Below are 26692 nucleotides of genomic sequence, written 5' to 3'. Positions count from 1 at the left end.
GTCGCACTACCCGAAGGAGAGGCCTCGAACATGGCGAAGCGCGTAACCGTCACTCTCGTCGACGATCTCGACGGCGCGGCGCGAGCGGACGAGACTGTTGAGTTCGAACTCGACGGCGTCGATTACCACATAGATCTGTCGTCCGAGAACGCGGAACGGCTGCGCGACGAACTATCAGTATGGATAAGGCAAGCCCGAAGAATGCAATCCCAGGAACATCGCGGCCCGAAGATCAGCCGGCGGCGACGCACGACCATCGACCGCCGCCGAAGCGAAGCCATTCGTGACTGGGCTAGGCGCAACGGCCATACTGTCGCGGCCCACGGCAGGATTTCTGCTGAGGTGATCGACTCGTACCAGCGGGCAGCCTCCCCGACAGGACACACCCAGTGAGTGCGGAGCTGGATTCCACTGTGGTAGAACAGAATAAAGAGCCGATCGAGGCCGATTCCGATGAGGAATCGCCCCAGAAAGTCGAGAAGCCCGAAGGAGACGACGGCAGCGTGCCGCTGCACGTCTTCAGCATTCTCTTGCGGCGGTCACTGATCCTCTCGGTGCTCGCTGTCGTCGCCGCTGCAAGCATCGGCGTGTTGGGTTGGTCCTTACACGACAGCGAGCGATCGGCACGCGAAGCGCGCGCCGCCCTGGCGTCGATGCAAGACGCCGCGAGCGCCCGACAGCGCGCCGAACAGATCGCACTCGATTACTCGCGCGGCGCCGCGGATATGGACTACAAAGACGTGCAAGCCTGGACGAAGCGGCTGACCGCCAACACATCTCCGGAGCTCACCAAGAAGCTCAAGGATGCCGCAACGTCCATGGAACAGATCATCGTCCCCCTCCAGTGGGTGTCCGCCCCCACTCCGATCACCTCAGCGGTCCGTTCCGAGCGTGACGGGACCTTCGTGGTCAATAGCTTTCTCAGCGTGATGACCAAAAATGTGCAGGCGCCCAATGGAGTTCAGTCCACCGCCACGTACACGGTGACCATCAATTCGAAAGACAACTGGATCATCACGGATGTCGGCGGAGTCGACTCGGCAATGAGAGCGGGAAAGTAGTCACCAGATGTCCGAACTGTTAGCGGGGAACGCGCAGCATCAGAGCCGGGTCATGCGGCGCACCGGTGTGGCGGTTGTCGCTCTGGCTGCTGCGGTGGCTGTCGGTATCACCGTCATGCCACGGTGGAAACCCTCACATACCGTCGAAGTAACGCTGTCCACACCGGTTGTCGGGCAGGGTATTCGCGATCACTCCCCGGTCATGTTGCGCGGAGTCGTCGTGGGTACTGTCACATCGGTTACCCGCAATGACGCGGTATCCGAGTTGACCTTGGGTGTCGACAAAGACGTTGCCCAGGGACTCAACGACTCGCTCGGCTATGACTTCCGCCCCGCGAACCTGTTGGGAAAGTCCGTCGTCAATCTGATACCGCGAGGCTCCGGAAGCCCGTTGTCTGACGGGCAGCGGATTGACCGAGGCCCCGAAGTCAATGCCACCATGGCACAACTGCTGAGTAACGCTTCGACCGTCGTCAATGGTGTCGTCACCGACACGATGGTCAAGTCGATCCTTCGCGCCGCCCAATACACAAACGCCCTTATGCCACTTATCGAGACCGGCTTCGTCTTCACCAATCTGCTCCTGCAGACCCAGACCGTGGACGCCGGAACGACGATGCGGAAGTTGGGCACATTGCTGCAACCCATGCCCAATCTGACGGAGACCATCCTCACGACACAACACAACTTCTACACGCTCAAAGGCCGCGAAGCTCTTATCGACCGATGGCCCGATGTGCTGGCCTGTCTCACCCTGGTCCAGGGCGAAGGCGTGATAGGGCCTGCCGCCGTGGCCTTGGCGCGCCCACGGGTCGCGGCCGGGCCGGCAACCGAGATCGCGAGATCCTTCGCCGACTCGCTGAGCACGCAGCTCGAGTTCTCCCGCGGCGGTGTACGTATCGACAGGTTGCTCGCGGGACTGCAGACGGCGTACTCCGCTGCCGACCCGGGCGACGAAGGCGCCAAGGCCGTCAAGCTTCGCGTGATGCTCGAGCCCCTGCCCGTCTTCCAGTCGACGCTTCCCCCGCTCTCGACCGGGCCGAACGGAACCGGTGGACCCGCAGCCGCCGGGGAACCATATCCCCCCGGTCAACCGGATGCCGGGCCACAGGATCCCACTAACATGCAGGACACCGGCCCGCAGTATGCCCACGCCCAGCTGCCGGGGGCCGGCCGATGAGCTCAGTCAAGAAACCGCTCATCGGTCTACTGGTCGCGGCGCTCTGCTCGGCGCTGGCGTACGTGCTCATTGTCAATGGCATCCGCAACCCGATAGCGGGTGACACCACCCAGTACACCGCAACATTCGATGACGTCTCCGGTCTTCGTCCCGGATCCGACGTCCGTCGGTACGGCGTACCGGTGGGCAAGGTGAACTCCATCAAGGTCATCCGTGCGGGTGACGTCAACCTCGCCCAGGTCGAGCTGGAGCTCGCGAAGAGCCAAACAGTAACCACCGCAACCCACCTGGCCGTGAAGTTTCAGAACCTGGCCGGTGTCCGATTCATCGACATCAGCGACGAGAACGTCCCTAATCCGCAGTCGATCTCCCGGATTCCCGTAGGACAGACAACGGGATCTTTTGATATCACAGCGATCTTCCAAGGGCTGGCCCCGGTCTTTCGCACTCTCGAACCTGCCGACGTCAACGACCTGACCGACAAGCTCACCGCCTTCATCAACGGAGACGGCACGGGCACAGCCGATCTCCTAGGCAGTCTCAGCAGTATCGCCGACAAGGCCGCCAATAAGCAGGAGATACTCAAGACGCTGGTACAGAACCTATCTGTCACCGCCCAGAATGCGCAGGGCAAGTCGGAGAAGCTCTTTCAGGTCCTGAAGAACATCAGCAACATGGTGCTGAGCCTGAGTTCCGTACAAGACAAGTTCATCGAGCTCGCGCAGTACGGACCCAACTTCGCCATCGCCGCCAACCGGATGACATCACTCTTCCGTGGAGACGAGAAAACAGATTTCAACGCCAAATTCGATGTGCTGCGCGCCAATCTGTATCGCGTCCCCGAGTTCTTCGAGCGACTTCCCGGTTTCTACAACGGCCTCAAACCCATCATGGACGACGGGGGAAGCGATTTCGGCTGCCTCAACGGCATCATGGCCGTGCCGCCGACGCTCAAGGTATTCATGAGCGGTCAGCAGGTGACGCTATGCCGACGGTAGGCGCGCGCATGGGTCATCGGTTTACCGGGCAGGACAGACGCCACAAGGTCATTGGTGTGCTGGTCTGCCTACTGATCGCCGTAATCGTCGCCGTCCTGGGCACCACGTATGTCTGGCAGCTCGGGCATCGCCCCGTCAGCTTCACCATCACCGATGGCGCGGCGATCAGGCCGGGTGATGAAGTGAAGGTAGCGGGATGGCCCGTGGGTAAGGTCGATTCTGTACGGCTGGTCAATGACACCGTCACGGTTCAGCTGTCGGTCGACAATGACATCTACTTGGGCGATCAGACATCGGTGGAAATCCGCATGATCACCGCTGCGGGTGGCTACTACGTGGATCTGATCTCTGCAGGCGATAAGGCGTTGGGAAATAACGCGATCCCTGCTTTGCGCACCCGCCCCCCATATCGGCTGCCCGAACTCCTGGGCAGCGGCACCGACAAGGTCAAGGACATCGACGTCAGCCAACTGGGCTCGAGCCTCGACCGGCTGTCCACCATGATGGACGCCAACCCCAACGGCATCACCACCATGGTGGATGCCATGCGGAAGGTATCCGACATCGTCACGCACCAAAAGAGCCAGCTGCAAACGATGCTCGATGTCGGCCAGGAAATCGCGCGCACGGCCGCCGCCAATCAGGAGTTCTTCAACGACGTGCTGCACAAGGCGGCAATCCTCATCACGATAGTAGACAATGTGAAAGTTCAACTCCAGCAGGCCTTGCCGCCACTACTCAAGGCCGTCAAGACGTTGATGGGCGTGGCGAACTTCTACGATTCGCACCGCGACTGGCTGCTCGACATACTCCAGCGGACCACCAACGCACTGAACGTCGTCAACACCGATTTTCCCCGAATGATCTGGAATTTAGGCAATTTCGTGAATGACATACGAAGCATGATCTCCCCGAAGGGCCCCCAGCCCATCGAAGACCATCTCCTTGCGTCAGATTTCTGCGTCCCCATGCCGGGTCGCTCATGCTGACCCGAAGCATGGCCACGGGGACGCCCGCCGCCAGAGCGATACTTGCGGTGGCGCTCTCAGCCGGATTGCTCGTCTCCTCGTCGGCCTGCGGACTGCTCGATCGCTCGCCGAAGATCACCGGCTACTGCGCTGTGCTCTCCGACGCCACCGGCCTGTACCAAGGCAATCCGGTCACCCGTAAGGGTGTGCGGATCGGGAAGATTGAGGGCGTGGTGTCCGACACCATGTCGGTGCGGGTCAACTTCTCGATCGACACCGATGCCACCGTCCCGGAACTGGTGACCGCGGTCAGTCGTGCACCGTCCATCCTCGCCGATCGCAGCCTCGAGCTGATCAACGGTGACTCGGCCACGGGCCGCCTCTCCCCCGGCTCCTGCATACCCTTGGAGCGAACGGCGGTGGCCAAGACGATATCCGAGAATGCGGCCGCGATGACCGGGCTACTCAACCAGCTCACCACCGAGGGACGAGGGGAAAAGCTCGACCGCACCCTCGGATCGTTGAGCACCCAGTTGAAGGGCAATGGGGCCGTCATCCGCGACAGCCTCACCAACATCGTCGGCGCCATGGACGCGCAACCCCCATCCCTTGACAATCTGCTCAAGAGTGCCTCGGATTCCCTGTCGAACCTCAATGCGAACTCCGGCGATATGAACACGGTGCTGGAGCATGCGCTGCCCGTCATTTCGGTCTCCGCCCGCACCCTTATGCCCACCTTGTACGGAATCCTTGGGCCACAGGTCAATACGCTGACGCGGATGGCATACGACATGGCAACGGAGTACCGCGGCGAAGTATGGGCCTCACTGGACACCGCCGCCTACAGCCTTCGCCTGCTCTCCGAGCACACGGGCGTCTTCACCACGTACGCAGGAACCCTGCCGAACATCGCGGACGGCGTCCGAGGGTTCTACTACCGGCTGCGTGCACGTCCGGAACCGGTGAAATCCAGTCGGGTCGATGCCGGGCCGCAGGACAACGGAATGGTGTGTTCCCGTGTCGCCCCCAACGGCGAGGACCACTGCGGGTACTTCTACGGCGTGCCCGAGGAGATCAACACTATCGACGTCCTCGTCAAGGTACTCAAGGAAGGTAACCCACCGTGAGAAGGCCGATCGCTGCGTTGACAATCCTTGCTGCCGTGGCGCTTTCGGGTTGCTCGGTGAATCCGGCGAGAATCAGGATGCCGGACATCTCGACAAACGGCTTCGCGGCGACCATCCAATTCGCCAACGCCCTCAACCTACCGACCGGCGCCAAGGTGACGTTCGAAGGCGTGGACGTCGGCTCGGTCCGCGACATCGGGCTTGGCGATGGCGTCGCGAACGTCACGGTCCTGCTGAACTCGGACGCGCAGGTCCCCGACAACGCGAACGCGGCCATCATCCAGGAAACCGTGCTCGGAGATCCGTACATCCGGCTCACCCGGGCATCCGGGGCAGCCAACACGGTTCCGCCGCTCACCGAGGGTGGGCTGATCACCGCCGACCACACGCTTCCCGCGACATCGGTCGAGGATATGCTGACCACGGTGTCGTCGTTCATCGGCGGTGGGTCGATCCAGCAATTGCAGGGATCCTTGGAGCGCATCAAGGAAAACCTGCCCAAGTCGGTGGAGGAGTCCCGTAGGGCCGCCGCCATCCTGACGTCCAATCTCAAAGGCGTGGCATCGAATAGCGACCAGATCGATCGCAGCTTGGACAGCCTGAGTCAGATCGGGCAGATCACCCGCGAGCATCGCGAGGACATCCAGACCCTCTTCACCGAGGAGGGTGTCACCTACTGGGAGCGCTTCGACAAGTCAGCCGATCTGATCATCCGCATCATCCCCGGCATGGGTGACATCGTGAAGAACGGATATTGGTTGATCCCGGTGATGGATTCGACGTCGAACGCACTGGAGCAGTTCGGCGCATCGGGTGTGGACCCCGTCCAATTTGGCTGGCAGCTGGACGGATTCACCAACCAGGCGCTGTTGCCCTTCATCGCCGACCCCAGGGTCGACATCACGCGGGTCACCAATCCCGACGGGACCACTGCGGAAACCCAATACGCACGAAAGGCACTGGGAGCAGGCCAATGAGACGCAACGTCATCTCCATCGCGGCACTCCTCGCCATCCTCGTAGGGTCGCTGGCGGCCTACTGGCAGCAAGGGATCTCGTGGTTCAGCACCGCCAGGAACCGGATGGAGGCCACGCTCGTCGTCCGCGACGCGAACGGTTTGGTGCCGCGCTCCCGGGTGCTGCTGCGGGGAGTACCCATCGGCGAGGTGGCACGTGTGCAACCTGCCGCGGACGGTGTATCCGTGCGGTTCTGGTACCCGGACAGCGTGCGGTTGCCGGTCGACAGCGCATTTCGCATTGACAGCCTGTCCGTACTCGGCGAGGCATACCTGTCGATCAAACCCAACAGCGACAGCGGCCCGGTGCTCGCCGACCGCCAGCAGATTGTCGCCGACGACAAGACCGTCGCGGGCGCCATCGGCGAACAGATCGTGGCGGCCACCCGGCTGCTGCGTGACCTCGAACCGACGCGGATCAACACGGTGATCGAGGAGCTGAACACCGCACTTTCCGACGCGTCGGTGGTACCGCTCATCGCCAACTCAAGCGCCAAGCTGCGCGAGGACATCGCCAACAACAAGGACCAGCTGCGCAATATCCTCAGCCAAACTCAGACGCTGCTACAGAACACCGGGACCGTCGAGGCGGTGCTGCCAAACATGGCAGGACCAACGATGGATTTGGGCCGACAGATTCAGACCATGGTGGAAACCATCATCGCGCTGCTCTACGCGGGGGACTATCCCGAATACCTCGAGAACGGCACCAAACCACTGATCAATCGTCTGATCAAATTCTCCGATGACACAAATCTCAATATGTATAACTTTACCAACCCTCTACTTCCGCCCATGCAAGCGACCGCAAGTGCATTTGCCACACTCGATGTGAGCCGACTTCTCGATGCGTCCATGTCGACCGCCGAAGCTCCTGGGGCATTCACCGTTCATGTCGTTCCGAGCCAGTAGAGAGCGTCTAGAAACGAAATAGAGCGGAACGCATACAAAGGCGTCCCACTCTATTTCTCACGGAATTATTAGCCCCGAAAAATATAGGACGGTACGAAGCCCCACAGTACAATCGTCACGGACATGTCGAGCAAAATAATGACCACGAGACTGGCCCGCACCGCCCGGCCGCTGGCCACCCCCACCCCGGAGGGACCACCGCTGGAGAAGAACCCGTAATAGCAGTGGATGACGGTCACCGCTGCCGTGAAGATCAGAACCTTGATGGTCGCGAACAGGATGTCGCGCGGGTCAATGAATTGAACGAAATAGTGGTTGTACGTTCCTACCGACTGGCCCCTGATCACGGTCACAAGCAATCGACTGACCATAAAGCTCAGCAAGAGAGTCACTAGGAAGGCCGGTACCACGCAGATCATCCCGCCCGCCAGCCTCGTGCCCACCACAAAGGGAATCGAGCGGATGCCCAGCGCCTCGAGAGCATCGAGCTCTTCCGATGCCCGCATCGCGCCGACCTCGGCCGTCATACGGCAACCCGCCTGTGCCGCGAACGCGACGCCGGCCGCGATGGGCGCCATCTCGCGCACACTCGCCAAACCGCCGACAGCCCCGGTGAGCGCGCCGAAGCCGACGGTATCCAGTCCGGCGTATGTCTCGATGGCCATGACGGCGCCGATGGCAAATCCTAAAAGCAGCATCGTCGACACCACGCCACCGCGGACGAGCACACCGCGCCCCCATGCGAGGTTGTGCAAGACGCGTAACGTCTGCTTTCCATAAACCCTTAACGTGGCAGGTAAGAACCACAGTGACTGTGCCACGAAGATGACGAAGCGCCCCAGATTGGTCAGCCAGTTTTCGATCGGTGACACCACGGTGCGCGCCAGCAACGATGGTGCCGGAAGCGTCGAATCAGGTGATGCCGGACGCGCAACCGAGACCGTCATGCCGAGTGCCCCGTCGCGGACATGTTCTGCAGCTGCGTCAATGCCAGCACCGCGAACACGCTGGCCACGATGCTCAGCACCACCGCGGCGTTCACCGACTCCGCGACCTCCAGCGGACCGCCGCGCGTCTCCATGCCGCGCACGCTACTGATGATCACCACCAGGATCCCGCTGACCAACACCTTCAACAGGGCGAACCACAGATCGGTAGTCGTTGCGTACGTACCGAAGGAGGACCAGAAACTGCCCGGGCTGACATTGCCAAATGTGACCGCCACCAGGTAAGCCGAGCCAATACCGACCAGGATCACGGTCGCGAGAATCATCGGCGCGACGATCAGCATGGCCAGCAGCCGCGGAACCACCAGACGCTGAACCGGGTCGATGCCGAGCACCCGCAAGGCATCGATTTCCTCCCGAATCGAACGGGTGCCGAGATCCGATGCGATGGCCGATGCCGCAGCACCACCCATCAGCAGTGCGGCACAGATCGGGGCGCCCTGGCGCAGGATTCCGATACCCGCGGCCGCGCCGGTCATCGACTGGGCTCCGACGTCGTTGAGCAGCCCCCCGATTTGAAGATTCACGATCACGCCGAAGGGAATCGCCATCAACACCGCGGGGATGGCCGTGACCGTGTAGAGGAACCAGGCCTGCTGGATCACCTCGCGAACGGGCAATCTCAACCGGGTGACATCGGTGACGAGATACCGAAGGGCCGATCCTGTCAGCAACGCCGTCCGCCCCAGCGTTGCGAAACTTGATCCGAAGGTTCTGCTATTTCGCGTATCTGAACCCAAGTTTTCGGATTGCTCCAGTTTATGAGCAGCAGGTGTGGAATCGGCTTTCACGTACCGACTCTAAGCTACCGAAATACATCGGACAACACGAAGGACCGCATTATTCCGGTACGGGTAATAGCTGGCAGTCGAAGTTGGTGGCAGCTACAGTCATGACACAAATTAGCGTCGCTTTGGAGGGTTGCCGTGAAAGCATGCAGACGTGTGGTGATGGGAATTACTGCGGGCACTCTGGTGACGGCCGGAATTACATATGCACCCGTTGCGAGCGCCTACGACTCATGGTGCGATCTCATCGAAACGCACGCCCCCGGAATCGCGGTAGCGTCGGAGAAGATGCGCGACAAGTACTCGCCTCGTGACGTCGACAGACTGGTCAGTTACTACGGGAAGGTGATCCCGCAGCTCAACACCGTCGGCTATGCAACCTTCTGGTACCCCAACGTCTGGGGAAGCCCGGATATCCGCCCGCAGACCCGCGACCTGATGACCGCGATGTTCGATCTCCAGGACACCGTGATCGACGGACATCCCGCGGCGAGCCAGGTGCAGGCCGTGGACGACACGATCGCGGTTCTCCACGGCGAGTGCGCAGGCAAACGTGGCCTTCCTCCGCGCGATAGCTGAATCCCACTTTCGCGATCACAAGAGAAGCCTGAGGAGTCGCCGTGACACGTTCAATAGCAACAAGACTCGGAGGCATCGCAGCGGCCACGCTGGTGCTTCTGCCTGTACTAGCGGCCCCCGCATCCGCCGACGAAGTCGACCACACCGTCCGCTACGTGGTGACCGCGGACGGCGACCGCGAGATCACCATCCACTACCGGATTGCCACCCCGACGGAAAACTGGGCGGGAACACGCTATGAGAACTTCTGGATCGGCCCCGACAACCCCTGGGAAGCGACCACCACCCTGGACGACCCGTACGGAGACGCCGCCTACGTCTCGGTGCGAAACATCTGGTGGAATCCCAACTTCCGATGCGAGCTGTGGGTGGACGGCAAGCTCGCCATGAAGGGCGAGGGGTACTGCAGTCTGAAGGGCAAGCACCCGCGCGGGTAGCTGCTCATTCCCAGCGCTAGATCTTACTGTTCCCGAATTCGCAACATATGTCTGTACCGACTCACATCCCACAACCCCAAGACCGCTACCTTCAGCCGAAAATTCCTGGGGAACAATCAGATACAACGCTAGAACGGCTACAAGTAAGGATTGACCGTGTCCGGTGGCTTGATCAGTTCCCCGCCGAAGACGGTGTGGTTTTACAGGTTCCGGACATACCTGACCGATCATCCATAACGCGTCGCCCTATGAGAAGGAGCCCGAGATGACCCCAGCCACTTGTGCTTTGCAGTACGAAACGCTATCCATTCGCCGCCCAGGCCTGACCACCGACGTGCCGCCGGGCAAGGAGGACCTGGAATGGGTCGCAAACACGGCGACCCTGATCTACGGGCAACGCGATGCGGCCCTGGTGGATACATTTTTGACCATTGAACAAAACCAACAACTCGTCGACTGGGTCAAAACATATGACCGAAACCTCGTCTACATCTACATCACCCACGGCCACGGTGATCACTTCTTCGGCGTCAAACAACTCCTCGAAGCCTTCCCAAACGCCAAAGCTATCTCGTCGCCCGGAACCGCCGAGAGGGCACGACGCGAGGGTGCCCCCGAATTCCTGGAGAGTTTCTGGAACTCGCGATTTCCTGGACAAGTTCCACAGCCGCAAGTCTTCCCGCGACCCCTCGATGGGGATACCTTCACTCTCGAAGGTCACGCATTGCAGGTGATCGAAACAGGTTTCACCGATACCGATCACAGCACCGCGCTATGGGTGCCCGACCTACGATTGGTGGTCGCCGGAGATGCCGGTTACAACGGGATCCACCAATACATGGGCGAAGCCGACACCGCCACCCGGCAAGAATGGATACGTGCGGCCGACAAGCTCGCCGCTCTCAACCCCACCCATGTAGTCGCCGGACACAAACGTCCCGAACTACCCGATGACCCCCGCAGCCTGACCGATACCAGCCGGTACCTCGCCGATTTCAACCGACTCGAGGCCCAAACCTCCACCGCCGAAGAACTCTACGAGGCCATGCTCGCTCTCTACCCAGACCGCGCCAACCCTGGTTCCCTGTGGGGCGGAGCCAAAAAAGCAAAAAACAGATCCTGATCTCAAGAATCCAGGCCTGCCCGCTCGGACAACGAAAGTCGTTGTGACACAGGTCTACTGCCGCGTGTACGCCGGCCCCTCCGGCAGCAGGTGCTTGTCCACCAGTTTGTGCCAGCGCCGCTGTCGGTAACGAAATATCGCCGTTGCTCCCCTGGCGGCGAACGCGGTCAGCGCCCCAGCGTCGATGTCTATCGAGTCGCTGTATCGGCTACGACCTTCGCCAGTCGGCTCCACATGCAGGGTGTGGTTCCAGGTGCGCAGCATTCCGCCGCGTTCATTGGTCCGCACCGTGCGGGTTTTCTCGTCGACCTCAACGACGTGAATGGTGTGCCGATACAGCGGGATCAGATGCAATCCCCATAGCCACGCGGTGCCCAGCTCGCCCACCCGCATGGGCTCGGTGCGCCCCACTAGAGCGGGAATGCCGAACAGACCACGACAGAGGTAGAGGAAGGTGCCTGCATATTGCATGGCCCCCCACACCCGGTCGGCATCAGTGGGCAGCTCGGTTTCCAGATAGACCGTCTTCATCCACGTCCCCTTACATAGCGCCTGGTCAACCACTATTATGAGCAATTACTCGCATAAGCGGTACTCGCTTTTGAGGAAGGCGTCAGCACGATGTCCAGCACCCACCTACAGCCACGCAAGCAGCCACGACAGGTCCGCGCGGGAGCTACCCGGCGGCGCATTCTGGACGCGGCTGCTCACGTTTTCGCCGACTTCGGCTACGCCGCCGGGACCACCAATCGCATCGCCGAGCAGGCCGGTATTTCGATCGGGTCGCTGTACCAGTACTTCCCGAACAAGGACTCCATCCTCGTCGAGCTCATGACCGTGCACACCGAGGAGGGATTCGCACTCATCCAGCGGCATCTGGCTGCGGGACTACCCGATTCGATCGAAGACACCTTGCGCATCTTCGTCAGAGCGGCCATCGACAACCATCGCGACAACCCGAGACTGCACAGGGTGCTGTTTGAAGAGGCGCCGCGCCCACCCGAGTTCTTGGCGATGCTGCATCAGTCGGAGGACGCCGTCATCGCCGCGGCCGAGGCTCTTCTGGCGACGCATCCCGATGTCCGAGTGACCGAAACAGCCATGGCCGCAAGGATGGTGGTGGGGACCATCGAGTCGCTGGTACACCGTCTGGTGGCGGGTCCACGGCCCGTCGACCCCGGTCCGTTCGAGGACCAACTGGTCAACATGTTGACGCGGTACCTGACGAGCTGAAATCAATGCACGTGGTCGGCGATTTGCCCCTGCTCACCAAACAGCACGGCGTTCCACTTCGCGACGAGTTCGGTGTTGTCCACCTCATCGGGGTGAAAGTCTTTGCGGCTGTACGATGCTAGCCGTCGAAACACCTCGCGCGAGAAGAAGGGCGAGCGGAACAAGCGAACGGCGCTGCGAAAGAAGATCCTGGGGTTGTAAAAGTCCCGGTCCCGAAACAACGATATGAATGACGCTACCGCGGCGAGCGTGAAGAATCCACATGTGGTGAACCACATGACAAATACCCGCATGCGGTTGGTGCCACCGACGGCCTGGTAGACATCGAATGCCACCGTCCGATGCTCGGACTCCTCCAACGCGTGCCACAGCAGCATCGATCGAACCTCACCCTGCCCCAACATCTGTTGGGCGCGTTCGTCGGTCAGGAGTGTCTCGGCCAGGATCGCGGTGTAATGCTCCAGCGCCGCGGTCATCGCAAGGCAGTACTTCGGCGAGGAGTAGCGGGTGCGCGCTTCCAGTCCCCTGCGCGTCACTCGATCGATGAACGCGGTCGGATAACCCATCTCCTGCAGGCGCTCGTTGAGCTCACGGTGCTCACGGCTGTGTGTCGCCTCCTGGCCGATGAACCCGGCCACCTGCTTCTTGAGCTCAGGATCGGTGATCTGGTCGGCGACCGCGCGCACCGAGCGAATCATGAACGCCTCACCCTCGGGGAACGCCGCCGACAGCACCGATACCACGTGACTCATCCCCAAGTCGTCCTGCACGTAGTGACGCCGCATGGAACCGGCCGGATAGCGGAACTTGATGCGCCGTGTCTTGATGTCCCGTTCCACGATCAGCTCCCTAGTGGAGGTGTCCGGCCAGCTGCCCGTTTTCACCGAAGAGCTCGGCATGCCATTTCTCGATGAGTTCGGTGTTATCGGAATCGTTGGGGTGGAAACCCGGACGATTGTACTCACCGATGCGGCGTCGCACCTCGCGGCTCAGGAACGGCAAGTGCCGTAATGCCGCAATGCTTTTCACCAGCCGGATGGGGTTGTATGCGGCCTTGTCACGCAGCAGTGAGATCACCGTCTCAAAGAATGTGGTGTAGATGAACGCGATGGTGGTGCGCCGCATCACCCAGATGCGCAGCCGTTCACTACCACCGACCGCCCGGTAGACGTCAAATGTGACGCAGCGGTGCTCGGCCTCCTCGAAGGCATGCCACAGGAGCATGGAACGCACTTCGCTCTGCCCGAGCATGTCCAAGGCACGTTGATCGGTCAGCAGGGTCTCCGCGAGTACTGCGGTGTAATGCTCCAACGCGGCCGTGACGGCCAACGTGTAGATCGGCGGATAGTTCCGAGTCTGGAAGTTGAATATCCGGCGAGCCAGCCGCTCCACGAACGCGGTGGGATATCCCATCTCCTGCAGACGCTCATTGAGCTCCCGATGCTCGCGCCCGTGGGTCATCTCCTGGCCGATGAATCCGGCCACCTGCTTCTTGAGTTCTGGGTCGGTGATCTGGTCCGAGTACCGCCGGACTGACCGGATGAAGAACTCTTCACCCTCCGGAAACACCGCCGACAGCATCGCCATCATGTGACTCGACACCAGGTCACCCTGCACAAAATGGCGATCCAGCGAACCCGGTTGGTAGCGAAACTTGATACGGCGGGTCTTGATCGGCCTGTCCATACTCAGCTTCCCACTACCCCGCAATGACTGATTTCGGTCGGCATCGCCAACGCGCTCAGGGTACCGCAGTTCGCCGAGATTCCGATGACCCCGGCCTTGACATATACCTATATCGGTATATGTTTCACTCATGGCCCGCACCCGCACGACCGCTGACGCGTTCAACGCGATCGCCGAGGCGGGCCGGCGTGACCTTCTCAGCGCCATCGGCGCCGGCGAAGTCACCGTGAACGAACTCGTGTCGCGCACCCGGATGGGACAGCCGCAGGTGTCCAAGCATCTCGGCGTGCTCCGCGCCGTAGATCTGGTGCAGGTGCGCTCACATGGGCGACAGCGCTTCTACCGCGTCAACGGCGCCGCCCTGCGGCCCATCCACGACTGGGTGGCCGAGTTCGAGCGCACCTGGAACCAGCACCTCAACCGGCTCGACGACCTACTCACCGAACTCAAGAAAGAGGAAATGCAATGACCTCCCATCCCAAGAGCAATCGGTACGGCAGTGCCACCGTCGAACTCCCCTCGAACACAACGATTCTCATCACCCGATCGTTCGACGCACCTGCCGCGTTGATCTTCCGGACACTCACCGAGCCAGAGCTAGTAAAGCGCTGGTGGGGATTCGAGACCGCACAATGGCAGGTCTGCGACATCGATCTGCGAGTCGGTGGCGCCTGGCGGTACGTGGTCAGCCAACCGTGCCAGTCCGAGCGCGACATGGAGGTCGCTTTCCATGGCGAGTACCGCGAGATCAACGCACCGCACCGATTGGTCAGCACCGAGGTGTTCGAAGGTGTGCCCGACGGCGAGGCGCTCGTCTCCACCACCCTGGATGAGGCTGACGGCGTGACCACCATGCGGGTTCTGGTGCAGCACCGCTCCCAGGAGCATCGGGACGGCCACATCGAATCCGGGATGGAAGTGGGCATGCAGGTCAGTTACGACCGCATCGAGGACCTGCTCCGCGACCTGGGCTGAAATAGCGCGTCCATTGTGCGCGTTGCAGCCACGGTGACGAACGAATTCACTTTCGCGTACATCACCGCCAACCCGCAGTGGGTTGAGGAGCAGATCGAGGTCTATGAATCCAGTGGCGGCGTCGAGGGCACCACGCTGGAGGGCATCCCCGTGGTGATCCTGTACACCACCGGGGCGAAATCGGGCCAGATCCGTAAGGCGCCACTCATGCGCGTCGAGCACGAGGGCGTGTACCTGGCGGTCGGCTCCATCGGTGGGGCACCGAAGAATCCTGCCTGGGTCGCCAACCTGCGGGCCAATCCGGTCATCGAACTGCGCGACGGCGAGAACGTGCAGACCGTGCGCGCCGACGAGATCACGGACGAGGCGCAGCGTGCGGCGTGGTGGGAACGCGCCGTGGCGGCATTCCCTCCCTACGCGGAGTACACGACGCGCACCACACGGGTCTTTCCGCTGTTCACTCTCACTCCGGTGAGCTAGCGGCCGCCTTCTTGCGTTCAATATCGGCCAGCGCCTCAGCGAGTTGCGCACGTTGCGCGGCCGAGGCGTCCCAGGCCACCTTCCGGTTCTTGACGACCCGCGCCGGTGCTCCGACGGCGATCGAATAATCCGGGATCACTCCCTTGACCACGGCATGGGCGCCAAGCACGCAGCCGCGACCGACGATCGTGTCCCGAAGGACCGTCACCTTGGTGGCGATCCAGGTGTCCGGCCCGATGCGCACCGGGGACTTGGCAATGCCCTGGTCCTTGATCGGGTAGGTGATGTCGTCCATGCGATGGTCGAAATCACACACATAGCACCAGTCGGCCATGAGGGCGGAGTCGCCGAACTCGATGTCGATGTACGCGTTGACGACGTTGTCCTTACCGAACACCACCTTGTCGCCCAGACGCAGGGACCCCTCATGGGCGCGCAGTGAGTTTCCGTCGCCGATGTGCACCCATCTGCCGATTTCCATCCTGGCCAACTCGGGTGTGCAGTGGATCTCGACGTTCTTGCCGAGGAACAGCATGCCGCGCGTGACAATGTGCGGGTTGGAGAGCTTGAACTTGAGCAGCCGCCAATACCGCACCAAGTACCACGGCGTATATGCCTTGTTCGCGATCACCCATCGCAACGAAGCCTTGGTCAGGAATTTGGCCTGTGCTGGGTCGCGCAGGCGCTGTCCGCGCCACCGCTTGTGCAGGGGAGCGCCCCACATCGTCGTCATGGCCGCACAGCCTACGGGACGAGGCAAGGCGCGCACGCTACCCTGCGATGGGCCGGACCGCCCCCTAAGGAAGGAGTGCCTCACCGTGCTTTCCCGGGCACGAGTACTCGCGAGCATCGCTTTCGCGACACTCCTCACCGTCACCGGATGTTCTGGCGATGATTCCTGGATCAACATCAAGGCGGCACCCGGCTGGTCCGCCTCCTACGCCGACGCGCACAACAGCAGCTACACGCCCACCGAGGGCGCTCGCGAGCTGACCCTGGAGTGGAGCCGGAACACCAAGGGCCAGATACGCAGTGCCGCGGCCATCGGTATCGACAACTTCATCGCCGTCAGCGCCGACACCGAAGCCGGTTGCACGCTCATGGAGTGGGAGAACAACAGGGCCGCCCGCCAGCGCTGGTGCACCCGGATGGTCACCGGAAGCCCGTGGTCCGGACCGCTCGCCGACGGCTACAACAACATCTACATGGGTCAGCCCGGCGCTGTGGTGTCGTTCCCGCCCACTCAGTGGATTCGGTGGCGCAAGCCCGTCATCGGCGCACCGACCACCCCCAAGATCGTCGAACCCGGACGGCTTCTCATCGTCACGCATCTCGGACAGATACTGATCTTCGACGCGCAGCGCGGCGAGGTCGTCGGTACCCCAATGGATCTGCTCGAGGGGGTCGACCCGGCCGACCCACGGCGCGGCCTGGGTGATTGCGAAGCCGCCAGGCCCCAATGCCCGGTATCTGCCTCCCCTGCCTACGATCCGGAGACCGGCACCATCGTCACCACGCTGTGGCAGCCGGGCAAGCCGGTACCGGTACTGCTGGGCATCACCTACGACGCCGACGGCAACATCACCCTGAAGCACAAGTGGGCCAACAAAATCATCGATGAAGGCGTGATCGGCTCCCCCGTGATGTCCCAGGATGGCGAGACGGTCTACATCAACGACCGCAAGGGTTCGCTGCACGCGATGCATACATTCGATGGCAGCCAGAAATGGTCGGTGCCCTTGGGGTTCAATGCCGCGACACCGCCTTCGGTCGCGCCGGACGGGACGATCATCGCCGGAACCGGCGACAAGGCCACCCTGGTGGGCATCAAGGACTCCGGCAGTAAGGGCGAAATCGCTTGGCGCCGCGATGATCTCGCGCCACTCTCGACATCGAGTCAGGCTGCCGGAAACGTCGGATATGCCGTGGTGAAGGACGGGGAGAAGGGCCTCGCCCTGGTGGTGTTCAACACCCCGGACGGCGCAACCATCAACCGCTACCCGCTGCCCGATGCCACCGGCTTTCCGGTCGGCATCTCGATCGGACCGGATCAGCGGGTGATCGTCACGCTTAGCGAGGGCTTGGTGTACGGATTCCGCCCGGGGACCTAGCCTCACAGACGAATGCTCTTGCACCACTGCCCATCCGGGTGATGACGACCGACAGCGCCGCACCACCACGCAGCTTCAGCCTGGTGCGCAGCACCGCCGGGTCCAGATCGACACCGCGCACGGTGATCTCCACGGACCCGCAATCACGTGCGGCAAGCGCCTGGCGGAGCCGCTTCTCGTTGTACGCCAGCGAATCGAGTACCCGATAGCCCTGCACACCGACGGGTACAGAATCCCCTGACAGGTAGGCGATACGGGGATCCAACTGCCACAACCCATGTCGCGCAGCGTATTGCCGCACCAAACCTGCGCGCACGACCGCGCCGTCGGGGTCGACGATCCATTCCCCCGCGTCAGCCACCACGCAGTCCTCGGGGTCGGCATCGGTCAGCTCGTAGCTGCCGCCGGCCGTGGAGAGCACAGAGGCGCGCCGGCACGCCCGAGCCAACCCTGCCGACCACAGACATGCCTCGCGGACACCCCCGTCCAGCGAAACTACCTCGACCTCGCCGGCAAAACCGGTCTGCTCACGTAGATCGGTGAAGTCCAGTCCCGGAGCACATTTGACGACCAGATCACGATCGGCGTAGGTCCGCAGCACCGCGTCCAGGGGTGGCGAGTAGGCCGACGGATCAAACCGCCGGCGCCCGCCGGAGCGGCGCCCGGGATCGGCAATCACCACCTCGGCGTGACTAGACGGCGCCAGCGCATCCGCCCGGCACACCAGAATCTGGCTGCCAATGTTGTGGCGCGCCATCGCTGTTCGCACCGGATCGAGATCACTGCCGATGACCGTGGCGGCAACCCCGTCGAGGGCTGCGAGCTCGGTCCCCACCGAGCAGGTGACGTCGTGAACCACCCGTCCGGCCAATCGCGCGGCCCGATGTCGCGCCACAGCGGCGGGCGTCGCCTGCTGGAGGGCGTCATCGGTGAACAGCCAGTCACGCACGTCGCCCAGCTTGGCCAACGCCTTACGGCGCAGCTGCACGGTCTGCGCCAGGACTGCGGCGCGGTCGCCGAAAGTGGTGCGCAGGGCCGCCGTATCGGCCACCAGGGTGCCCGCCGAAAATGTGAACGCGGACGCCCGCGCCAGGTCCGCGCCACCTGCCTCCGACGACAGGTATGCGACGTCGGAAAGCTCGAACACCGGGCTGTTATCGAGTGACTACGAGGGCTTGAGCCCGGTGATCATCACGTTGTAGTACCAGCCCTTCGGCACCACATGACGCCACACGTTCTCGTCCACCCAGCTGAGCGCCTTCCAACCGCCGAATGCGAATTTCGCCCAGCCCCAGCCCAACTTGCCGGGCGGCACCGTCGACTCGAACGTGCGCACCGGCCATCCCAGCATGGCTGCGGTGAATTCCTCGCTGGCGGTCCGCACCGCAACCGCGCCGGCATTGGCAGCCATCTTCTCAAGGTCGGAAGGATCAAACGTGTGCAGGTCGACGACCCATTCCAGGGCCGCCGCACGGGAGTTCTCGTCGAGTTCCTCCTGCGGACGCCGCCAGCTCTCCAATCCGGGCAGCTTCATCGCCTGGACCGTGGTCTTCCACGTCAGATTCGCCAGCGCGCGGGCATACAGATTCCCGACCGTGGTGGGCTCGCCGGCGAAGATGAACCGTCCGCCCGGCTTGAGCACCCGCAGCACCTCGCGCAGCGACAGCTCGACATCGGGAATGTGGTGCAGCACAGCATGGCCCACCACCAGATCGAAGGTGTTGTCGTCATACGGAATCCGCTCGGCATCGGCGACCCGGCCGTCGACATCCAGGCCCAGCTCCTTGCCGGTGCGGGTTGCGACCTTGACCATGCCCGGCGACAGGTCGGTGACCGAACCGCGTCGCGCGACGCCCGACTGCATAAGATTCAGCAGGAAGAAGCCGGTGCCACAACCGAGCTCCAGGGCGCGGTCATAGGGCAGCTCACGCTGATCCTCGACAGGCACGATGGCATCGAAGCGGCCGCGGGCGTAATCGATGCAGCGCTGGTCGTACGAGATGGACCACTTCTCGTCGTAGGTCTCCGCTTCCCAGTCGTGATAGAGGATCTGGGCGAGTTTGTTGTCCTCAAAAGCGGCAGCGACCTGCTCCGCCGTGGCCTTGGTCGTCGGCTCGGAAATCTCCGTCATGGCCGTCAGCCTAACGCCTGGTTAGGCTCCCCTGAACCGGGCCGTCCCCGGGCCGATCTCCAGCTGGGCGGCCACCCCGTCGGCACGATCCTGTGTCGCGAACACCTGGCAAAACAGCTCGCGTTCCCTGTCCAGCCCCCCGGCCAGTGGACTGTCAAAGCCGTGATCGATCGCCTGCTTGGCGGCGGCGAGAGCCAGGGGCGGTCCGTCGACAAAGCGCCGAGCCCACGCCGCGGCCTCGCTGTATACATCGTCGGGCGCCACCATCTGATCCAGCAGGCCCATCCGCAGGGCCTCCTTGGCGCCGACCAGACGGCCGCTGAACACCATTTCCTTGGCCCGGCTCAGCCCCACGACACGCGCCAGCCGCACTGTTCCGCCACCGCCTGGGATCATGCCCGCCAGAATCTCCGGCGAACCCACCTTGACGTTGTCTCCGGCGATCCTCCAATCGGCTGCCAGGGCCAGCTCCAGGCCACTGCCCAATGCATACCCGGTGATCGCGGCGATCGTGGGCTTGGCCAGCTCCGCCACCGCGGTCAGCGCGGCCTGGCGGTCGCCGGCGCTGCGCGACATCTCGTCAGGGGTCAACTCCGATAGTTCGACTAAATCATCACCGGTGCAAAAGATTTCGTGCCCGCCGTAGACGATGACAACCCGGATGTCCGCGCGCGCGTTGGCCTCTGCGGCAGCCAGGGCGAGTTCGCGGTACATCTGGCGGGTAAGGGCATTGGTGGGCGGACGCGATAGCGCGAGGGTGCCAATGCCGGGATGCTCGGGCGTGGTACGCACCGAGACAAATTCTGGGGCGGTCATGCCAGCTCCGGCCCAGTCAGCTCGGGGATCTCCACGGCGCCCTGACGGGCCGCCTCGTAGCGGTCCACATCGTCGAATTGGACGAACCATCGACCATCCTGCTCCGTCAGGATCGGCATGATCGGCGCGATCTCTCGCGCCGAGGCCAGCACCTCCGCCACCGTCGCGCCGGACGATGAGACCGCGTCGAGCTGCGACCAGGTGGGAGGAAGCAGGAAGCTGCGCCGCTCGGTAAAGGCCGAAATCGCGGCCTCGGGGGTCTGCCAACCCGAGGCGACAGCCTCGGTGTTATCGCCGTCGGCGTCCTGCCCCGACGGTAACGCCGCGACGAAGAAGAACGTGTCGTAGCGACGCGGCTCTGCCTCCGGGGTGATCCAGTTGGCCCACGGCCGCAGCAGGTCCGCCCGCAAGAACAACCCCTCACGCTGCAGGAACTCGCCGAAGGACAGCGTCTTGTCGGAGAGGTCATGGCGAGCCTGACGGTAGGCGGCCGCATCGCCCACGATCGCGGTCTCCGAGGTGCCCGCGAACAGCACTCCGCACTCTTCGAAGGTCTCACGGGCGGCGGCACAGACCAATGCCGACGCCAGCTCGGGCGACACACCCAATCGCTCTGCCCACCATTCGACATCCGGGCCCACCCACGGCAGGTCGGCACGCAGATCCCGTGAGTCCACCCCGCCACCGGGGAACACCGTCATCCCACCGGCAAAGGCCATCGCGTTATCGCGACGCATCAGAAACGCCTCGACACCGACGGCACCGTCGCGAATGAGTACGACAGTGGCCGCGGGTTTCGGCTGCGCCGGATCTTTGGCGGCCGGATCCTTCGGGGCTGGATCCTTCGGGGCTGGATCCTTCGGGGCTGGATCCTTCGGGGTAGGTGTCATCTGCGAGGGCTCCTTAGACTTTGCGCGCTAATGCGCCCGGTGGGCTGCCCGGGCCCGGGCACGTCGCGCGAAGTAGCGCCCGTCGATCATCTCAACCACGATCGACTGGCCGAACGCGCGGGACAGGTTCTCGCTGGTCATCACGTCTGCCAGCAGACCCTGAGCGACGACTTCTCCCTCGGACAGCAACAACGCGTGGCTGAAACCGGGCGGGATTTCCTCCACATGGTGGGTCACCAAAACCATCGCGGGCGCGTCCGGGTCGGCGGCAAGCTCACCCAGCCGCGCCACGAGTTCCTCACGCCCCCCCAGGTCCAGTCCGGCGGCAGGCTCATCGAGGAGCAGTAGCTCGGGATCGGTCATCAGCGCACGCGCGATGAGTACTCGTTTGCGCTCACCCTCGGACAGCGTCCCGTACGTGCGCTCGGCCAGATGCTCGGCGCCAAGGGTCTCGAGCATATCCACCGCGCGCGCCGTATCGACGTCCTCATACTCCTCGCGCCAACGCCCCAGCACCGCGTAACCGGCCGAGACCACCAGGTCACGGACCACTTCGTTATCGGGTATCCGCTGCGCGAGTGCCGCGGAGCTCAGTCCAATCCTGGCCTTGAGCTCCGAGACGTCCACGCGACCCAGCCGCTCGCCCAGGATTGCCGCCTGACCTGACGTGGGGTGCTCCATGGCGGCCGCGATCCGCAGCAATGACGTCTTGCCGGCTCCGTTGGGACCGACAACCACCCAGCGTTCGTCGAGCTCGACAGACCAGTTGACCGGGCCTACCAACACCTTGCGATTGCGGCGCAGGAGGACATCGCGGAAATCGAGCAGAAGGTCCGGATCAATTTCGGCCACTGGATCATCGTGCCGCATCGAGCCCAGGGAGCGGCGAGCGGGAGCCATCTCACGCGCCGTCCTGACCATGCACCCGGACCTCTATCGCGTATCCTCAGTCGTACGTCAGCAAGCTCGGAAGGAATTCTAGGCAACCATATGACAAACGATCTTGATCCGGATCCCTACCTGGACACAGTGCATAACATCGGGCTTGCCAACCATCGACTCATCGCGCAGCTCGATGCCGAAGCAAGTCAAATTCAGCAACGTGCAGCTCACGGCGAGGATCGATCGTGGGTATGGGATGACCTCAAGGCGTGGCGTCGCCGAGTCGACGCCTTCCAGTCTCAGCTACGCCGCGATACGACGACGCTGGGCCGCTTGATCGATGCCAACCGGCGAATTCAAGGATCAGATAAAGCGGACGATATTCGCACATCAAAACTTGATTCCGTCACCGATAGCAACCGCAATGCCCTCTACCCGTTCAAAGATGCCCGATCACAAGAGGAATTCGTCGCCAGACTTAACCGGGTGTTCGCGGTGCTGCACACACCCGGTCGCGGCCCGTATTCCAATAGCGAATTCCTTGTGTTCATGCGAACCGGGGGGACCGTCGTCTCCGCGCCGTATCTGTCACAGTTGCGGAACGGACAGCGAGGGCGCCCCTCCCTACAGGCGCTGGAGAGCATCGCGCACGCTTTTCGCATCGATGTCCGTTACTTCACCGATAGTGGCTACGCGGACGAGCTGGACGCGGATTTGACCACACTCGAGCTCGCCCAGAACCCAGCGGTGGCCGAGCTGACATCCACACTGATCGACCTCCCGGAAGCCCTTCGAGAGCAGTTGCTCATCGATGCCGAGGCGTTCGATCGACGCAATCAGGCCGCTACGTCCTGAGGTGATCCGGCCGGCACGGCAAGCACAGCTGTGTCGCGCTGCGTGCTCAACACCGCACCCCAGCCACTGACGGCCAGGAGCCGCCGGGGCATCAGCCGCAGCACAACCTGAATGAGTGGCCCGATACCCAGCGCGTAGAGCAGCGTCCCCGCGCCCACGTTTCCGCCGAGCAGCCAGCCAGTGGCCACCACGACGATCTCGATCGTGGTCCTGATCAGCCGCACCGACCGGCCGGTGCGATGAACCAGTCCAGTTGTCAGTCCATCACGAGGCCCCGGGCCCAGCCCGGCGCCGACGTACAGCACCGTGGCAACCGCGTTCAGCAGTACGCCGCCGACCAGGAACGCCACCCGCACGGCCATCGCCGACGGCGCCGGCAGCCAGGCCAGCGTGGAGTCGACAGCAATGGCGATGACGATGATGTTGGCGATAGTCCCCACACCCGGTCGGTTACGCAACGGAATCCACGCCAGAAGTACAACGACACCGGTGACCGCCGAGGCCAGTCCGATGCTCATCCCGGTACGCATGGAGAGCCCCTGATGGAACACGTCCCAGGGATCCAATCCGAGCCCCGCACGCACCATCAGCGCCATCGAGGCCCCATACAGGTACAGACCCACCAGCAGGGCGGTGCCGCGCGCACTCCATCCAATCCATTTCCCAGTCACCAAACGAGTTTCTTGGCCAACTGGCTTGTTTTTCAATAGCCAGTTACGTCACACTGGCTTTTATGTCTGATCGCGTGGTCATTGCCGACACTCTGGCCCGTCACCTCGGCCAATGGCGCACGGCGGGCTCTGCCGGGCCTGCATACGGAGCGCTGGCGGACGCGATCCGGCTGCTCGTCATCGACGGACGGCTACCCCTCGGCGCTCGTATCCCCAGCGAACGAGCATTGGCCAGCGCCCTACACGTCAGCCGCACTACCGTCACCGCTGCATACGCAGAACTGCGAGAGAACGGATACCTGCGTGGCCGCCAGGGGGCACGAAGTACCACTGCCCTGCCCGGCCCCGACCGTTCACATTCGGCCACAACGGGATTGGCGAGCGCAATGATCGACCTGCAAAATGCCGCCACCGCCGCACCGGCTGCCGCCGTACTTGATGCGTATCAGGTGGCGCTGACGAAACTGCCTGCCCACCTTCGGGGAATCGGTCATGAGCTGGTAGGCATTCCTGAGCTTCGCCCACAGATCGCCGAGCACTTCTCACGACGCGGCTTGCCCACCACCGAGGACCAGATCATGGTGACGTGCGGCGCCCAGCAGGCCATCGCGCTACTCCTCGGCGCCTTCGTGGAGCCCGGTGACAGAGTCCTGGTGGAGCAGCCGAGTTACCACGGCGCGCTCGATGCGATCACCCAACGTGGTGGGCGGCCTGTTGCGGTACCGATGCACACCCACGAACGCGAGTCGGGCTGGGATATGACCGGCATGGAAACCACCATCCGTCAAACGGCTCCAAACCTGGCATACCTGGTGCTGGACAACCACAACCCCACCGGCCTCACCATGCCGCTTGTCCAGCGAAAGGCATTGGCGGACATCATCTCCCAGACCCGTACCCGCACCATCGTAGACGAGTCGCTTGTTGGATCCTGGCACAAGACACCCACGCCCGCGCCGATGGCCTCACTGGTGGCGCGTCCCGATCTGGTTGTCACCATCGGGTCCATGTCGAAGTCTTTCTGGGGCGGTATGCGCGTCGGCTGGATCCGCGCCGATCGCACCACCATCGCCCGGCTCGCCGCGGTGCGTTCGGCCATGGACACCGGAACACCGATCCTCGAACAGCTGGCCGCCGCCGAGTTGCTGGAACGCGCGGACGAGGTGGAGGCCACGCAGCGCGAGACCCTTCGCGCGCGGCGGGCTCTGGTGGTGGCCGAGCTTCACCGGCGACTCCCCGATTGGGAGCTGCAGGAAGCCGAAGGCGGACTGTGCATCTGGGCCCGGCTGCCCGCTCCGATGAGTACTGCGCTCGCGGCCGCCGCCGCGCGCCTAGGAGTCCGCATTGCTGCTGGCCCACGGTTCGGAGTCGGCGGTTCGCTGGAACGTTTTGTGCGGGTGCCCTTCACCCAGCAGGACGATCAGTTGTTGCGCGGTGTGGAGCTGCTCGCCCAGGCTTGGCATACCGTGACCGGTGCTGCGCCGCTTGGCGATTCGGCGATGGTGGGTTAGCCGCCGGATACGCGCCTGCTAATCGTCGAGAATCTCGACGCGGCGCACTCCGCCATCGACCGCGTCGGCGGCCTCGATCTCGGCCCGAGTCACCCCGAGGATGAACAACACCACATCCAGATACGGCTGACTCACCGACGCATCGGCAACCTCGCGCAGTGCCGGCTTGGCATTGAAGGCCACACCGAGCCCGGCCGCCGACAACATGTCGATATCGTTCGCGCCATCACCGACCGCCACCGTCTGCGCCAGCGGCACCCCCGCCTCATAGGCGAACTGCCGCAACGCCTTGGCCTTCCCCGCGCGGTCCACGATCTCGCCGATGACCCGGCCGGTGAGCTTGCCATCCACGATTTCCAGAACATTGGCAGCCACGAAATCAAGCGCCAGGTCGTGGGCCAGCGGATCGATCACCTGCCGGAATCCACCCGACACCACACCGCACGAGTACCCCAGGCGGCGCAGGGTCCGGATGGTGGTGCGTGCACCCGGGGTGAGCACCAGCTCCTCGGCCACCTCTTCGAGCACTGATTCGGGCAGCCCCGCCAACGTGGCCACCCGCTGATGCAGCGACTCGGCGAAGTCCAGTTCGCCCCGCATGGCCGCCTCGGTAATGGCCGCGACCTGTTCGCGTGCTCCGGCACGGTCGGCAAGCATCTCGATGACCTCGCCCTGGATCAGCGTCGAGTCGACGTCGAAGACGATGAGTCGTTTGGCCCGCCGGTCCAGGCTGCTGTGCTCGACGGCAATATCCACCGGCTCGTCGACAGTTACCTGCGCCATGGCGGTGTGCAGGTCGAGATCGGTCAGCTGCTGTTGCGGCACCGTGACCCGCAGCTCCAGGCCCGTCACGGGATAGTCGGCGATGCCCCGGATGAGGTCAATGTTGATCCCCAGCTGGGCCAGTGCGCGCGCTACAGCCCCGAAGGCCCTCGCAGTGACGGGCCTGCCCAGCACCACGATGGTGTGGGTCGACGGGTCCCTGATTACCGAGCTATCCCGGCCGAGTTCGACGTCAACGTTGAACCCGAGGGTGTGCATGGCCTCTTCGAGCTCGTCCTGCAAGGACTCCACGGCTTGGTTGCCGCCGTGCGCCTTGACGAGCACACCGAGCGTGAGCTTCCCGCGGATGACAACCTGCTCAACGTTCAGCAGCTCGACGCCGTGGCGGGACAGCACGCCCATGAGTACCGAAGTGACACCAGGCTTGTCGGCCCCGGTAACGGTGACAAGGACCGTGAAGTTTCGGGCCACCG

Annotated in this window: 31 protein-coding genes; 18 read left to right on the top strand and 13 right to left on the bottom strand. The window is 63.1% G+C overall.

The annotated features are described in order from the left end of the window. Nucleotides 1-30: 30 nt before the first annotated feature. The 8 genes from AC5Y5C_RS15080 to AC5Y5C_RS15045 are packed head-to-tail and all read left to right on the top strand — an operon-like array spanning nucleotide 31 to nucleotide 7261. Nucleotides 31-393, top strand: a complete 363-nt coding sequence (locus tag AC5Y5C_RS15080; protein WP_499973524.1) for a histone-like nucleoid-structuring protein Lsr2 — start codon at nucleotides 31-33, stop codon at nucleotides 391-393. Next, a complete protein-coding gene (locus AC5Y5C_RS15075) occupies nucleotides 390-1061 on the top strand; it encodes a hypothetical protein (protein ID WP_499973523.1) in 672 nt (223 codons plus the stop codon). The genes AC5Y5C_RS15080 and AC5Y5C_RS15075 overlap by 4 nt, the downstream gene beginning before the upstream one ends. Nucleotides 1062-1068: 7 nt before the next feature. Continuing rightward, a complete protein-coding gene (locus tag AC5Y5C_RS15070) occupies nucleotides 1069-2241 on the top strand; it encodes an MlaD family protein (RefSeq protein ID WP_499973521.1) in 1173 nt (390 codons plus the stop codon). Then, nucleotides 2238-3239, top strand: a complete 1002-nt coding sequence (locus tag AC5Y5C_RS15065; protein ID WP_499973520.1) for an MlaD family protein — start codon at nucleotides 2238-2240, stop codon at nucleotides 3237-3239. The genes AC5Y5C_RS15070 and AC5Y5C_RS15065 overlap by 4 nt, the downstream gene beginning before the upstream one ends. Beyond that, entirely contained in the window at nucleotides 3227-4228 is a 1002-nt protein-coding gene (locus tag AC5Y5C_RS15060; RefSeq protein WP_499973518.1) for an MlaD family protein, read from the top strand. The genes AC5Y5C_RS15065 and AC5Y5C_RS15060 overlap by 13 nt, the downstream gene beginning before the upstream one ends. Before the next feature lie 8 nt (nucleotides 4229-4236). Continuing rightward, on the top strand, nucleotides 4237-5334 hold the full coding sequence (locus AC5Y5C_RS15055; RefSeq protein WP_499973515.1) for an MlaD family protein: 1098 nt from the start codon (nucleotides 4237-4239) through the stop codon (nucleotides 5332-5334). Then, the gene (locus AC5Y5C_RS15050; RefSeq protein WP_499973514.1) at nucleotides 5331-6311 is read left to right on the top strand and encodes an MlaD family protein; all 981 of its coding nucleotides are present in this window, start codon (nucleotides 5331-5333) and stop codon (nucleotides 6309-6311) included. The genes AC5Y5C_RS15055 and AC5Y5C_RS15050 overlap by 4 nt, the downstream gene beginning before the upstream one ends. After that, nucleotides 6308-7261, top strand: a complete 954-nt coding sequence (locus tag AC5Y5C_RS15045) for an MlaD family protein (RefSeq protein WP_499973512.1) — start codon at nucleotides 6308-6310, stop codon at nucleotides 7259-7261. Before AC5Y5C_RS15050 ends, AC5Y5C_RS15045 begins: the two co-directional genes overlap by 4 nt. A 68-nt stretch (nucleotides 7262-7329) precedes the next feature. Here AC5Y5C_RS15045 and AC5Y5C_RS15040 read toward each other — a convergent pair whose 3' ends face one another. Together AC5Y5C_RS15040 and AC5Y5C_RS15035 are read right to left on the bottom strand one after the other, a co-directional pair. Next, complete coding sequence (locus tag AC5Y5C_RS15040) at nucleotides 7330-8208, bottom strand: MlaE family ABC transporter permease (RefSeq protein WP_499973510.1); 879 nt, start codon at nucleotides 8206-8208, stop codon at nucleotides 7330-7332. After that, on the bottom strand, nucleotides 8205-9059 hold the full coding sequence (locus AC5Y5C_RS15035) for an MlaE family ABC transporter permease (RefSeq protein ID WP_499973508.1): 855 nt from the start codon (nucleotides 9057-9059) through the stop codon (nucleotides 8205-8207). Before AC5Y5C_RS15035 ends, AC5Y5C_RS15040 begins: the two co-directional genes overlap by 4 nt. A 135-nt stretch (nucleotides 9060-9194) precedes the next feature. Between AC5Y5C_RS15035 and AC5Y5C_RS15030 the strand changes: the two genes are divergently transcribed. The 3 genes from AC5Y5C_RS15030 to AC5Y5C_RS15020 all read left to right on the top strand — a co-directional run bounded on the left by AC5Y5C_RS15030 (nucleotide 9195) and on the right by AC5Y5C_RS15020 (nucleotide 11195). Then, nucleotides 9195-9635: a hypothetical protein gene (locus AC5Y5C_RS15030; RefSeq protein WP_499973506.1), complete on the top strand. Its 441-nt coding sequence runs from the start codon at nucleotides 9195-9197 to the stop codon at nucleotides 9633-9635. A 41-nt stretch (nucleotides 9636-9676) separates the two neighbouring features. Next, nucleotides 9677-10072 carry an Rv2576c family protein gene (locus AC5Y5C_RS15025; RefSeq protein WP_499973505.1) on the top strand — a complete coding sequence of 132 codons (396 nt, stop codon included), beginning with the start codon at nucleotides 9677-9679 and terminating at the stop codon, nucleotides 10070-10072. A gap of 265 nt (nucleotides 10073-10337) precedes the next feature. Then, entirely contained in the window at nucleotides 10338-11195 is an 858-nt protein-coding gene (locus AC5Y5C_RS15020) for an MBL fold metallo-hydrolase (protein WP_499973503.1), read from the top strand. A gap of 54 nt (nucleotides 11196-11249) precedes the next feature. Here AC5Y5C_RS15020 and AC5Y5C_RS15015 read toward each other — a convergent pair whose 3' ends face one another. Beyond that, on the bottom strand, nucleotides 11250-11726 hold the full coding sequence (locus AC5Y5C_RS15015; protein ID WP_499973499.1) for an Rv1443c family protein: 477 nt from the start codon (nucleotides 11724-11726) through the stop codon (nucleotides 11250-11252). 90 nt (nucleotides 11727-11816) lie between these two features. Here AC5Y5C_RS15015 and AC5Y5C_RS15010 point away from each other — a divergent pair, with 90 nt between their 5' ends. Further along, on the top strand, nucleotides 11817-12428 hold the full coding sequence (locus tag AC5Y5C_RS15010) for a TetR/AcrR family transcriptional regulator (protein ID WP_499973496.1): 612 nt from the start codon (nucleotides 11817-11819) through the stop codon (nucleotides 12426-12428). 2 nt (nucleotides 12429-12430) lie between these two features. Here the strand turns inward: AC5Y5C_RS15010 and AC5Y5C_RS15005 are convergent, their stop codons facing one another. Beyond that, the gene (locus AC5Y5C_RS15005) at nucleotides 12431-13267 is read right to left on the bottom strand and encodes a metal-dependent hydrolase (RefSeq protein WP_499973495.1); all 837 of its coding nucleotides are present in this window, start codon (nucleotides 13265-13267) and stop codon (nucleotides 12431-12433) included. A gap of 10 nt (nucleotides 13268-13277) precedes the next feature. After that, nucleotides 13278-14114, bottom strand: coding sequence for a metal-dependent hydrolase (locus AC5Y5C_RS15000; RefSeq protein ID WP_499973494.1), 837 nt, complete (start codon nucleotides 14112-14114; stop codon nucleotides 13278-13280). A 130-nt stretch (nucleotides 14115-14244) separates the two neighbouring features. Between AC5Y5C_RS15000 and AC5Y5C_RS14995 the strand changes: the two genes are divergently transcribed. The 3 genes from AC5Y5C_RS14995 to AC5Y5C_RS14985 are packed head-to-tail and all read left to right on the top strand — an operon-like array spanning nucleotide 14245 to nucleotide 15569. Then, on the top strand, nucleotides 14245-14583 hold the full coding sequence (locus tag AC5Y5C_RS14995) for an ArsR/SmtB family transcription factor (protein ID WP_499973492.1): 339 nt from the start codon (nucleotides 14245-14247) through the stop codon (nucleotides 14581-14583). Next, the gene (locus AC5Y5C_RS14990) at nucleotides 14580-15089 is read left to right on the top strand and encodes an SRPBCC family protein (RefSeq protein WP_499973490.1); all 510 of its coding nucleotides are present in this window, start codon (nucleotides 14580-14582) and stop codon (nucleotides 15087-15089) included. The genes AC5Y5C_RS14995 and AC5Y5C_RS14990 overlap by 4 nt, the downstream gene beginning before the upstream one ends. A gap of 33 nt (nucleotides 15090-15122) precedes the next feature. Then, entirely contained in the window at nucleotides 15123-15569 is a 447-nt protein-coding gene (locus tag AC5Y5C_RS14985; RefSeq protein WP_499973489.1) for a nitroreductase family deazaflavin-dependent oxidoreductase, read from the top strand. On the opposite strand, the gene AC5Y5C_RS14980 is transcribed toward AC5Y5C_RS14985, so the two are convergent. Continuing rightward, on the bottom strand, nucleotides 15553-16302 hold the full coding sequence (locus AC5Y5C_RS14980; RefSeq protein WP_078294627.1) for an acyltransferase: 750 nt from the start codon (nucleotides 16300-16302) through the stop codon (nucleotides 15553-15555). The two genes, AC5Y5C_RS14985 and AC5Y5C_RS14980, sit on opposite strands and share 17 nt — an antisense overlap. Before the next feature lie 85 nt (nucleotides 16303-16387). Here AC5Y5C_RS14980 and AC5Y5C_RS14975 point away from each other — a divergent pair, with 85 nt between their 5' ends. After that, the gene (locus AC5Y5C_RS14975) at nucleotides 16388-17680 is read left to right on the top strand and encodes an outer membrane protein assembly factor BamB family protein (RefSeq protein WP_499973487.1); all 1293 of its coding nucleotides are present in this window, start codon (nucleotides 16388-16390) and stop codon (nucleotides 17678-17680) included. Here the strand turns inward: AC5Y5C_RS14975 and AC5Y5C_RS14970 are convergent. The 5 genes from AC5Y5C_RS14970 to AC5Y5C_RS14950 are packed head-to-tail and all read right to left on the bottom strand — an operon-like array spanning nucleotide 17640 to nucleotide 22387. Continuing rightward, the gene (locus tag AC5Y5C_RS14970; protein WP_499973486.1) at nucleotides 17640-18827 is read right to left on the bottom strand and encodes a THUMP-like domain-containing protein; all 1188 of its coding nucleotides are present in this window, start codon (nucleotides 18825-18827) and stop codon (nucleotides 17640-17642) included. The two genes, AC5Y5C_RS14975 and AC5Y5C_RS14970, sit on opposite strands and share 41 nt — an antisense overlap. 18 nt (nucleotides 18828-18845) lie before the next feature. Continuing rightward, entirely contained in the window at nucleotides 18846-19811 is a 966-nt protein-coding gene (locus tag AC5Y5C_RS14965; RefSeq protein WP_499973485.1) for a class I SAM-dependent methyltransferase, read from the bottom strand. A 21-nt stretch (nucleotides 19812-19832) separates the two neighbouring features. Next, nucleotides 19833-20627 carry an enoyl-CoA hydratase gene (locus AC5Y5C_RS14960; protein WP_499973483.1) on the bottom strand — a complete coding sequence of 265 codons (795 nt, stop codon included), beginning with the start codon at nucleotides 20625-20627 and terminating at the stop codon, nucleotides 19833-19835. Then, nucleotides 20624-21517, bottom strand: a complete 894-nt coding sequence (locus AC5Y5C_RS14955; RefSeq protein ID WP_499973482.1) for an NUDIX hydrolase — start codon at nucleotides 21515-21517, stop codon at nucleotides 20624-20626. The genes AC5Y5C_RS14960 and AC5Y5C_RS14955 overlap by 4 nt, the downstream gene beginning before the upstream one ends. A 27-nt stretch (nucleotides 21518-21544) precedes the next feature. Continuing rightward, nucleotides 21545-22387: an ABC transporter ATP-binding protein gene (locus AC5Y5C_RS14950; protein WP_499974554.1), complete on the bottom strand. Its 843-nt coding sequence runs from the start codon at nucleotides 22385-22387 to the stop codon at nucleotides 21545-21547. A 120-nt stretch (nucleotides 22388-22507) separates the two neighbouring features. Here AC5Y5C_RS14950 and AC5Y5C_RS14945 point away from each other — a divergent pair, with 120 nt between their 5' ends. Next, entirely contained in the window at nucleotides 22508-23254 is a 747-nt protein-coding gene (locus AC5Y5C_RS14945; RefSeq protein ID WP_499973480.1) for a helix-turn-helix domain-containing protein, read from the top strand. Here the strand turns inward: AC5Y5C_RS14945 and yczE are convergent. Further along, the gene (yczE, locus tag AC5Y5C_RS14940) at nucleotides 23236-23925 is read right to left on the bottom strand and encodes a membrane protein YczE (RefSeq protein WP_499973475.1); all 690 of its coding nucleotides are present in this window, start codon (nucleotides 23923-23925) and stop codon (nucleotides 23236-23238) included. The two genes, AC5Y5C_RS14945 and yczE, sit on opposite strands and share 19 nt — an antisense overlap. 62 nt (nucleotides 23926-23987) lie before the next feature. Here yczE and yczR point away from each other — a divergent pair, with 62 nt between their 5' ends. Beyond that, nucleotides 23988-25436: a MocR-like transcription factor YczR gene (gene yczR / locus AC5Y5C_RS14935; RefSeq protein WP_499973471.1), complete on the top strand. Its 1449-nt coding sequence runs from the start codon at nucleotides 23988-23990 to the stop codon at nucleotides 25434-25436. A gap of 18 nt (nucleotides 25437-25454) precedes the next feature. Here the strand turns inward: yczR and serB are convergent, their stop codons facing one another. Then, a complete protein-coding gene (serB, locus tag AC5Y5C_RS14930; protein ID WP_499973469.1) occupies nucleotides 25455-26690 on the bottom strand; it encodes a phosphoserine phosphatase SerB in 1236 nt (411 codons plus the stop codon). Nucleotides 26691-26692: the final 2 nt, after the last annotated feature.

This window comes from Mycobacterium sp. NGS15 (assembly GCF_059813245.1).
This window is presented reverse-complemented; position numbering and strand designations above follow the sequence as displayed.

What these genes read in the sequence shown, in the direction of transcription:
- AC5Y5C_RS15065 (WP_499973520.1), top strand. Translation starts at nt 2,238, where the DNA reads ATGAGCTCAGTCAAGAAACCGCTCATCGGTCTACTGGTCGCGGCGCTC.
- AC5Y5C_RS15045 (WP_499973512.1), top strand. Translation starts at nt 6,308, where the DNA reads ATGAGACGCAACGTCATCTCCATCGCGGCACTCCTCGCCATCCTCGTA.
- AC5Y5C_RS15060 (WP_499973518.1), top strand. Translation starts at nt 3,227, where the DNA reads ATGCCGACGGTAGGCGCGCGCATGGGTCATCGGTTTACCGGGCAGGAC.
- AC5Y5C_RS15040 (WP_499973510.1), bottom strand. Translation starts at nt 8,208, where the DNA reads ATGACGGTCTCGGTTGCGCGTCCGGCATCACCTGATTCGACGCTTCCG.
- AC5Y5C_RS14990 (WP_499973490.1), top strand. Translation starts at nt 14,580, where the DNA reads ATGACCTCCCATCCCAAGAGCAATCGGTACGGCAGTGCCACCGTCGAA.
- AC5Y5C_RS14945 (WP_499973480.1), top strand. Translation starts at nt 22,508, where the DNA reads ATGACAAACGATCTTGATCCGGATCCCTACCTGGACACAGTGCATAAC.
- AC5Y5C_RS15080 (WP_499973524.1), top strand. Translation starts at nt 31, where the DNA reads ATGGCGAAGCGCGTAACCGTCACTCTCGTCGACGATCTCGACGGCGCG.
- AC5Y5C_RS14950 (WP_499974554.1), bottom strand. Translation starts at nt 22,387, where the DNA reads ATGCGGCACGATGATCCAGTGGCCGAAATTGATCCGGACCTTCTGCTC.
- AC5Y5C_RS14955 (WP_499973482.1), bottom strand. Translation starts at nt 21,517, where the DNA reads ATGACACCTACCCCGAAGGATCCAGCCCCGAAGGATCCAGCCCCGAAG.
- AC5Y5C_RS15070 (WP_499973521.1), top strand. Translation starts at nt 1,069, where the DNA reads ATGTCCGAACTGTTAGCGGGGAACGCGCAGCATCAGAGCCGGGTCATG.
- AC5Y5C_RS15055 (WP_499973515.1), top strand. Translation starts at nt 4,237, where the DNA reads ATGGCCACGGGGACGCCCGCCGCCAGAGCGATACTTGCGGTGGCGCTC.
- AC5Y5C_RS14995 (WP_499973492.1), top strand. Translation starts at nt 14,245, where the DNA reads ATGGCCCGCACCCGCACGACCGCTGACGCGTTCAACGCGATCGCCGAG.
- AC5Y5C_RS15010 (WP_499973496.1), top strand. Translation starts at nt 11,817, where the DNA reads ATGTCCAGCACCCACCTACAGCCACGCAAGCAGCCACGACAGGTCCGC.
- AC5Y5C_RS14960 (WP_499973483.1), bottom strand. Translation starts at nt 20,627, where the DNA reads ATGACCGCCCCAGAATTTGTCTCGGTGCGTACCACGCCCGAGCATCCC.
- AC5Y5C_RS14980 (WP_078294627.1), bottom strand. Translation starts at nt 16,302, where the DNA reads ATGACGACGATGTGGGGCGCTCCCCTGCACAAGCGGTGGCGCGGACAG.
- AC5Y5C_RS15000 (WP_499973494.1), bottom strand. Translation starts at nt 14,114, where the DNA reads ATGGACAGGCCGATCAAGACCCGCCGTATCAAGTTTCGCTACCAACCG.
- AC5Y5C_RS15020 (WP_499973503.1), top strand. Translation starts at nt 10,338, where the DNA reads ATGACCCCAGCCACTTGTGCTTTGCAGTACGAAACGCTATCCATTCGC.
- AC5Y5C_RS14965 (WP_499973485.1), bottom strand. Translation starts at nt 19,811, where the DNA reads ATGACGGAGATTTCCGAGCCGACGACCAAGGCCACGGCGGAGCAGGTC.
- AC5Y5C_RS15015 (WP_499973499.1), bottom strand. Translation starts at nt 11,726, where the DNA reads ATGAAGACGGTCTATCTGGAAACCGAGCTGCCCACTGATGCCGACCGG.
- yczR (WP_499973471.1), top strand. Translation starts at nt 23,988, where the DNA reads ATGTCTGATCGCGTGGTCATTGCCGACACTCTGGCCCGTCACCTCGGC.